Genomic DNA, 7,048 nt, shown 5'->3' with positions numbered 1-7,048 from the left:
TTTCGAGGTGAATGTGGGGCAATCTCCAAGATGCCGACTGACGGTTGCAACATCACAAAAACTTTCTTCACTTTATTCTTTGCGCGTAACAAAAGTTTCTGAGACGGGCTCGCCTGTAACTTCACCCAATTCCGCAATCAACGCTTCCAATTTTTTTAATTCTCCGGGAAATTATATCGTCGATGGCATCTGCCAAGGCTCTCTCAAAAACAACAAAAAACTCTTCTGCGGAAAAACAACTCAACAGGCGAATATCATAGTCGGCGTGAAAACATATGCTGGTCGCCTGAATGCGAATACGGCTCTTGTTGTGTTACCTTCGGACACAATTGCAAATTTACCCCCCTCTTTGCAAAATGCTGTTGCTTATCGAATTCTAAGGAAGGAAAACTTAAGCGGCGCCACATCCACAGTTGGCCAAGTGGACGCACAAACCATGCGAGAAAAAGGATTTATTGACAACGGTCTGTCTCCTCACATCAATTACAGCTATGCTATTCAAACAGTTACCGCCACTGGCCCCGGTGAAACATCTTTATGGAGAAAAACTTATTATTATCCGGGAAAGTTGGTTTTTACCTTTGATCACTTTCCCCTTCCGGGAAGTCCAACTTCCTTCAGTTTTTCCTTTATTATGGATCACTCCAAGCCAGCCGACACACCTAATGCCGTTGACATAAGGTTGATGGGTGCAAGGGGAGAGGATCCCTTTCGTTTAGTTGTTTCGAGCAAAATAAGAAGAAGAGCACCAACACTCTATTTAAATTACTGGGACTGGTTTAATATTCCATTCTCATCCTCCTTAGTAACACAAACAAAAGAAGGCTATATGACTCTTGGTCTCAATGGGCCTTCGGGAGAAGTGGTACACGAGGCTAGCGATTATACCGATTCTCCGGCACACAAAGCAATTATGTGGTTTGTGGGCGATGCCGTTATGCAAACAGAAGTATTTAACAAAGACGTCAAGAGACAGAGGGAGGAAATTGAGACAGGTCTGACTCAAGGCCGGCCCACGATCGAAGATTGCAGTTTTGAGGGGAATCAATTTGTTTGTGAATTATTTTCCAACAACTTTGGCATGGCCCCCCTTGTCATCCCCACTCCCCATCAGCTTTTGGGACAAGCTCTTGTTCGTTTTTTCTATGACGTACAGGATCCAGAAAGTGGTCTCTTGCGATCCAACGCCTGGCGTTATTGGCTTGATCAAAAAACGGGTTTAGACCCCCAGTTTTTGTACTCCCATATGCAAAGTGGTTCCTTTGCGCTTATCAATCCTACCGATCCATTGCAGACTGTTCCCTACGCAATGGCTTTGGCAACAGTAATGGCTCAAAAAATGCTTGAAGCGGATGCCGATCCCACCGTCAATGCCGGCAACGATTTCCGTACCCCACCAAACTGGGTTTATACGAAAGTTTTGGGAAACAGGGGTAGCGGACTTTACAATCTCTTCCGGGCCGGTTCGACTTGGACCGGTGATTGGGAAAAAATCTTTGACGATCTATTTTATAAACGGTTTGCTTCCCCGCTTCTTGAAAACATCAGGACGGCCGCAACGCTCATACCAGCGGATGAAACAGCACTGAGAATCAGTTTTATGAAACTTTTTATCGGCCTTCAGCAGGCCTATCAAGGAGGTTATCACGGTCGTTATACATTGGGTGAATTAACCAAAGGTTATTCTGAATTATACAAACTGATGGAAGTACCAGATAAGACCAATTATAATGGAGCTGGTTTCTTGGGAGAATATATCAACCGGCCTATATGGCCGGGAGAGGTTCTTGATTGTGGAGGTCCTTGCACAACTGAAGAAACAATGCGCTTCCCAAAATGTGGTGACGGCGACTACGCGGACTACATAAAAAAACTGGGAGGATATGAATACAGTGGAAGACATGTAGATGGCTACCTTCAAGTCTTAGCCCGTGCACAACACCCACGAAATGCGGCCTTTCAACGTGTGTTAGCCACCATTATGGATGCTCATCGACAAGGCAAAGTTCTTTTTAAGACGCTTCCAGTTTCAGTGGGTGGGCAAGAAGTCAATGACACCAAAAGCATAGAACTAAATAAATTCCACTGCTTAAGAATAGCAGAGGACGAAAACACCCAAGGCATATTGTTGCATGAGGGCGCCCATCTCGTTCATGACCTCGTAATACCGGATTTGGACTATCAGACTGTACAAACGCAAGGAGGAGAAGCATACGCAAACCATCTTGCAAATCGATATTGGGAATGGACAGAATATCGAGCTTATCGATTTGGGCTTTGTACGACTTCCTTTATGGCAAACGAATGGAAATGTAATAATGAAAGAGATTTTTTATATGAACGGTTTTTTAATCCCAACGGCTGGGACTGGTATCGGAAATTTTGGAGTGAAATAGGTCTTTGCACCCAGAATCATGATCTTATCACCAAAAAAGAGTGCCAAAATGTTGATGATCTGGATTGGCTTCCAATTGGTGACGTTTGTAATCCCTACACAGAGACAAGAGGCAACTGCCCTGATCTTCCCTAAGAAGCAACTCTTGACTCCTTCCAACCGATAATAAATACAGGAGGACAAAATTATAAAGAGAACCCTTGCTTGTCCCAAAAACATGGAATCTCTCCCCGCCGCTTCCCCTTATTGCCTTGATCACGCTGAGGCAACAAATGCGGAGGTTCAGATTTTTTGTAAAAAAAATCCCCATTCTATCGTGGCAAAGAGTCGTGCCTGCCAGCCGCCCCCTACGGGGATGAACAATGCCAGTCAACCTGCGGTTGGTTTTAATTGGAAAAGTGCACAAGCCTATTGCAGGGCACTTGGAAAACGCCTACCCACTAATGCTGAATGGGAAAAGGGCGCCGAAGGACCTCAAGGATATCCCTTCGGAACTCATGACGGAGAAATTTCAAAATCGCGGGCACACTATGATGCTCAAACAACAGCATTGGTTTGCTCTTACCCACCCAATGGTTATGAACTTTGCGATATGTCTGGAAATGTCTACGAATGGACGGCAGAAAAAGTCTTGCGAGGAGGAGCTTGGGTTTCTTCTTCCGGCGATAAACTGAAGGTTGATTTGAAAACTCCTGAAGATCCCAAAAAAGAAAGTGTCAGCACCGGCGTTCGGTGTGCCATCAGTCTTCCTGTAAAAAAATAGAAAACAATTTCTAAAAGGTGCCAACTTTTTGACGACAAAAAGGGGACGTTCCCCCGGAATTTTGACGGTGGGTGTCAAAATCTTGTGGGTCTAGGGACCGGGGGCGAGGGGCAAAATGGGGAGATGAAACCCCTGTGGGCTTTCGTTTGTAAGCAGTGGCGTGTTTAAGTATAAAAATATTTATAACATTTAAGTTAATAAAATCAGTTGGTTATCTCGTTCCTTAAACACCCAAAAACTTAAATATTTCTGCTCTTAATCTGGCAATCATTTTGCAATTACCAACAGGGCGATGAGCGGTAATATTAACAATAAAATGCCCAAACCCCAATTTGCCCCTCTTAATCACCGTAAGGGACATCCCACGGTAGGCGATACCCATGGAAAGAGGCGTGAAATTCAGGCTCAAGAGGGGGGATTACTGGGCAAAGTAACCCAAGGGTTCAAAGATCTCTTCTCGTTTGGGAATAAAAGTCCAAGAAATATCCACGATTTTTCCAATTCCGCCGATAAATATCTGGGCGTTCAAGATACCAACCCGGTTCTTCGAGCCCAAAGAGAGCGAGAAGCGGGCATCAAACCGGGCGGCCCACGCGTCACCGGTCATGTCGACTATCTGACCAAATTCATCAACAGCTACCCCACTAAAAAAATCAAAAATTAAAGTGCAAAAATCAAAATTTTGACTTTTGATATTTGAATTTTTCATTTTTCAAAAGTTAGATCCCTCCCTTTATTCAGGACTTTATGAAAACTTTATGAACTTTATTGACTTTACGAATAACTTTATGTAAACTTCATCAATATGTATCAACCCGCGTTTAAAACCACAATTAGGGTTACCTGTCTCTTGGAGGATATAGCAAAAATCAGAGAACAGATAAGATCCTCTCTCATTCGTGTTCCATGGGTTCCAACTCTGGTCAAAGATGCCATGGCAAGAGCCGCTTGGGGGTCAACGGCCATAGAAGGTTGTACCCTTTCACTTGAGGCGGTAAGAGGGCTTATAGAAGGAAAAGAGGCTATTGGTTATCCGGATAAACACGTCCAGATGGCCGGGAATTATCTCAATGCTCTTACGTGGATACAGAAAAAAGAAAAAACGGCGCAGATAACTGAAAACCATATTTTTCAACTTCATAACATCCTTGGAAAAGGCGCGGTCGATGAAGGACCCGTTGGAAAATACCGAAAAGTGGATGTCAGGGCCGGTCTTCATGTAGGGTCGCCTTGGAAAAATGTTCCCAAACATACGCGTGATTTTTTAAAATGGTTTAACACGTCGGCAAAAGAACTACCCGCTGTTTTCTCATCCGCAATTCTTCATCTTCGTCTGGCCGAGATTCATCCATTTCGTGATGGCAATGGCCGCGTTGCAAGGATTATGGCCACATGGGAATTTTACCGCAGAGGCTTTGACACAATGCACATTTTTGCCTTGGATGAGGTACTTCAGGAAAACCGCGCACTCTACATAAAAAACCTTCAACGCGTTCAGGTGGAAGGGCAGGATTTGGGAGGGTGGATAGAATTCATGGCAGAAACCATCCTTGAAACCCTTGAACGGGTTGAATCGAGAATTCGTGCATTTGGACCCCTGATTAAAGAACCATTGTTTCTAACAGTGCGGCAGGAGAAACTTCTCCGGATATTGAGGGAACGAGGCAAGATGGGCATTAGAGACATTGCCCAAACCCTAAGTGTAACCATACCCGGAGCTCACTATGTTTTGAAACCGCTTCTCAGAGCTGGAATCATTGAAAAACTTGGAACCCACAAAAATACCCATTATGTTTTAGTATCTTTAAAGTAGACGGCAGGGGCACGCCGCCATACAGTTTTTTTACAAAAATCAAAAATAGACCCTTGTCTCGGCCAAAAGACTATGTTAGCAGAACGCCCCTATGAAAGAAGGCATTCACCCAACATTAAATGAAGTCGTTATCACCTGTGCGTGCGGGAATCAGATCAAAACCCTCTCCACAGGTCCCAAGGCTTATGCCATTGAAATTTGTTCCAACTGCCATCCTTTCTTTACCGGCAAACATAAGCTCGTCGATTCCGCCGGCCGCGTAGAACGTTTCCAAAAGAAGTACGCCAATTTCAAAAAGAAACCGAGACACTAGCAGAAGGACCATGGACAATGGACTATAGACTATAGACCCTCCATTTCAGGTCCATAGTCCCTTGTCCATGGTCCATAGTCCTGTTTTTATGTACACCAAAATTGAAAAATTAATTGGGCATTATGAAGATTTGAACCGCAAACTTTCGGATCCGAAAGTAATCGGAGACAATCAACTCTTTCAAAAACTTTCCAAAGAGAGATCGGACCTTGTGCCGCTCGTGGAGACTTATCAACAATACAAACTGGTTGAAGTAGACTTACAGCAAAACAAGGAACTGCTGGAGCAGGAGAACGATCCCGAAATTCGTCAAATGGCCAAGGAAGAAGTTCCGATTTTGGAAAAGAAAATTTCTGATCTGGGAGAACGATTGAAATTTCTTCTCCTTCCCAAAGATCCCAACGATGACAAAAACGTTTTCTTGGAAATTCGCGCAGGCACCGGCGGAGATGAAGCCGCTCTTTTTGCCTCCGATCTTTTCCGCATGTATTCGCGCTTTGCGGAAACACAGCGATGGAAAGTGGAGGTTGTGGAATCCAGTGTTATTGGCATCGGCGGACTTAAAGAAATCATCGTCCAGATCAACGGACAAAATGTCTACAGTCTTTTAAAATATGAAAGCGGTGTGCATCGCGTGCAAAGAGTTCCCAAAACAGAACAACAGGGACGCGTACACACTTCTGCCGTCACCGTGGCGGTTTTGCCGGAACCCGACGAAGTGGAAGTTCAGATTGAAGATAAAGATCTTCGGATCGACACCTACACCGCGGGTGGACCCGGAGGACAACACGTTAACAAAACACAATCAGCGGTCCGGATCACCCATATCCCTTCAGGACTTGTGGTTGCCTGTCAGGATGAGCGCTCACAGCACAAAAACAAGGCGCGCGCGATGAAACTGTTGAAAGTCAAACTCTTCGACAAAATGTTGCAAGAGCAACAGGCTGAAATTGCAAAAACGCGCAAAGGCATGGTGGGAACCGGAGACCGGAGCGAAAAAATCCGCACCTACAATTTTCCGCAAAACCGCCTAACCGATCACCGCATCGGGCTCACGCTTTACCAACTCGATAAAATTATGGACGGGCATTTAGAAGAGGTCCTCTCCCCCATCCGAACTCATTTCCAAACCGAAGCACTCAAGGCAGAAAATCTGTGAAACCTGTTTTGTCCCATTTAAATGAAGCCATCGAACAGCTCACAAAGGCGGGCATGGAATCGCCCCAACTCGACGCCGAGGTATTGCTGGCGCACGCGCTGGGTTGCGAACGGCACGAAGTTTATTGTACTCCGCATCCGCCAAAAAGCTGGCGGATGCTTCGCGACCCGGCAAAGCCGGGTCTTGACGCGGCTACCACAGGGTACCTGTTACCATATGGTAATTTGGAGGTGTTTAAGAGTTATGTGGAACGTCGGCTGAAAAATGAACCCATTGCCTATATTGTCGGCTACAAAGAATTCTGGTCGCTGAAAATTAAAGTGACGCCGGCGGTTTTGATTCCACGACCAGCAACGGAAAATCTGGTGGAGAAAGCGCTGGAGATACTGGACCATGGACTATGGACTGTGAACCATAGACCTAAAATACTTGATTTATGCACAGGCAGTGGCGCCATTGCCGCCGCCTTGGCCAAGGAATTGCCAACGGCAAACATTGTTGCCGCGGATATTTCCGCAGAAGCCCTGCAAGTAGCCAAAGAAAATTTGAAATTCGCTGAAGACCGTGTCACGTTGGTTCAAAGCAATCTCTTTGAAAAAATCACG

Annotated in this window: 7 protein-coding genes; all 7 read left to right on the top strand. The window is 45.2% G+C overall.

The window, feature by feature from the left end; translation table 11 throughout:
* Positions 1-2,530, top strand: a 2,530-nt coding sequence (locus tag HY877_04945; protein ID MBI5299623.1) for a hypothetical protein, incomplete at its 5' end; no start/stop codon positions are given.
* Positions 2,531-2,612: 82 nt separating this feature from the next.
* Positions 2,613-3,158 carry an SUMF1/EgtB/PvdO family nonheme iron enzyme gene (locus tag HY877_04940; GenBank protein ID MBI5299622.1) on the top strand — a complete coding sequence of 182 codons (546 nt, stop codon included), beginning with the start codon at positions 2,613-2,615 and terminating at the stop codon, positions 3,156-3,158.
* Positions 3,159-3,450: 292 nt separating this feature from the next.
* Positions 3,451-3,822, top strand: a complete 372-nt coding sequence (locus tag HY877_04935; protein MBI5299621.1) for a hypothetical protein — start codon at positions 3,451-3,453, stop codon at positions 3,820-3,822.
* 141 nt (positions 3,823-3,963) lie between these two features.
* On the top strand, positions 3,964-4,971 hold the full coding sequence (locus HY877_04930; protein MBI5299620.1) for a Fic family protein: 1,008 nt from the start codon (positions 3,964-3,966) through the stop codon (positions 4,969-4,971).
* Positions 4,972-5,062: 91 nt separating this feature from the next.
* Positions 5,063-5,284 (top strand): 50S ribosomal protein L31, encoded by a 222-nt coding sequence (gene rpmE / locus HY877_04925; GenBank protein MBI5299619.1) that lies wholly within the window; start codon positions 5,063-5,065, stop codon positions 5,282-5,284.
* 88 nt (positions 5,285-5,372) lie between these two features.
* A complete protein-coding gene (prfA, locus tag HY877_04920) occupies positions 5,373-6,443 on the top strand; it encodes a peptide chain release factor 1 (protein ID MBI5299618.1) in 1,071 nt (356 codons plus the stop codon).
* On the top strand, positions 6,440-7,048 hold a 609-nt coding region (locus tag HY877_04915), incomplete at its 3' end, for a peptide chain release factor N(5)-glutamine methyltransferase (GenBank protein ID MBI5299617.1). The genes prfA and HY877_04915, both read left to right, overlap by 4 nt.

Source organism: Deltaproteobacteria bacterium (assembly GCA_016213065.1).
GTDB lineage: Bacteria > UBA10199 > UBA10199 > SPLOWO2-01-44-7 > SPLOWO2-01-44-7 > JACRBV01.
The sequence above is the reverse complement of the archived record's forward strand: the minus strand, read 5'-3'. Positions and strand labels throughout refer to the sequence as shown.

Coding starts and splice junctions, on each gene's coding strand:
- HY877_04940 (MBI5299622.1), top strand. CDS start 2,613: ATGGAATCTCTCCCCGCCGCTTCCCCTTATTGCCTTGATCACGCTGAG.
- HY877_04935 (MBI5299621.1), top strand. CDS start 3,451: ATGAGCGGTAATATTAACAATAAAATGCCCAAACCCCAATTTGCCCCT.
- HY877_04930 (MBI5299620.1), top strand. CDS start 3,964: ATGTATCAACCCGCGTTTAAAACCACAATTAGGGTTACCTGTCTCTTG.
- rpmE (MBI5299619.1), top strand. CDS start 5,063: ATGAAAGAAGGCATTCACCCAACATTAAATGAAGTCGTTATCACCTGT.
- prfA (MBI5299618.1), top strand. CDS start 5,373: ATGTACACCAAAATTGAAAAATTAATTGGGCATTATGAAGATTTGAAC.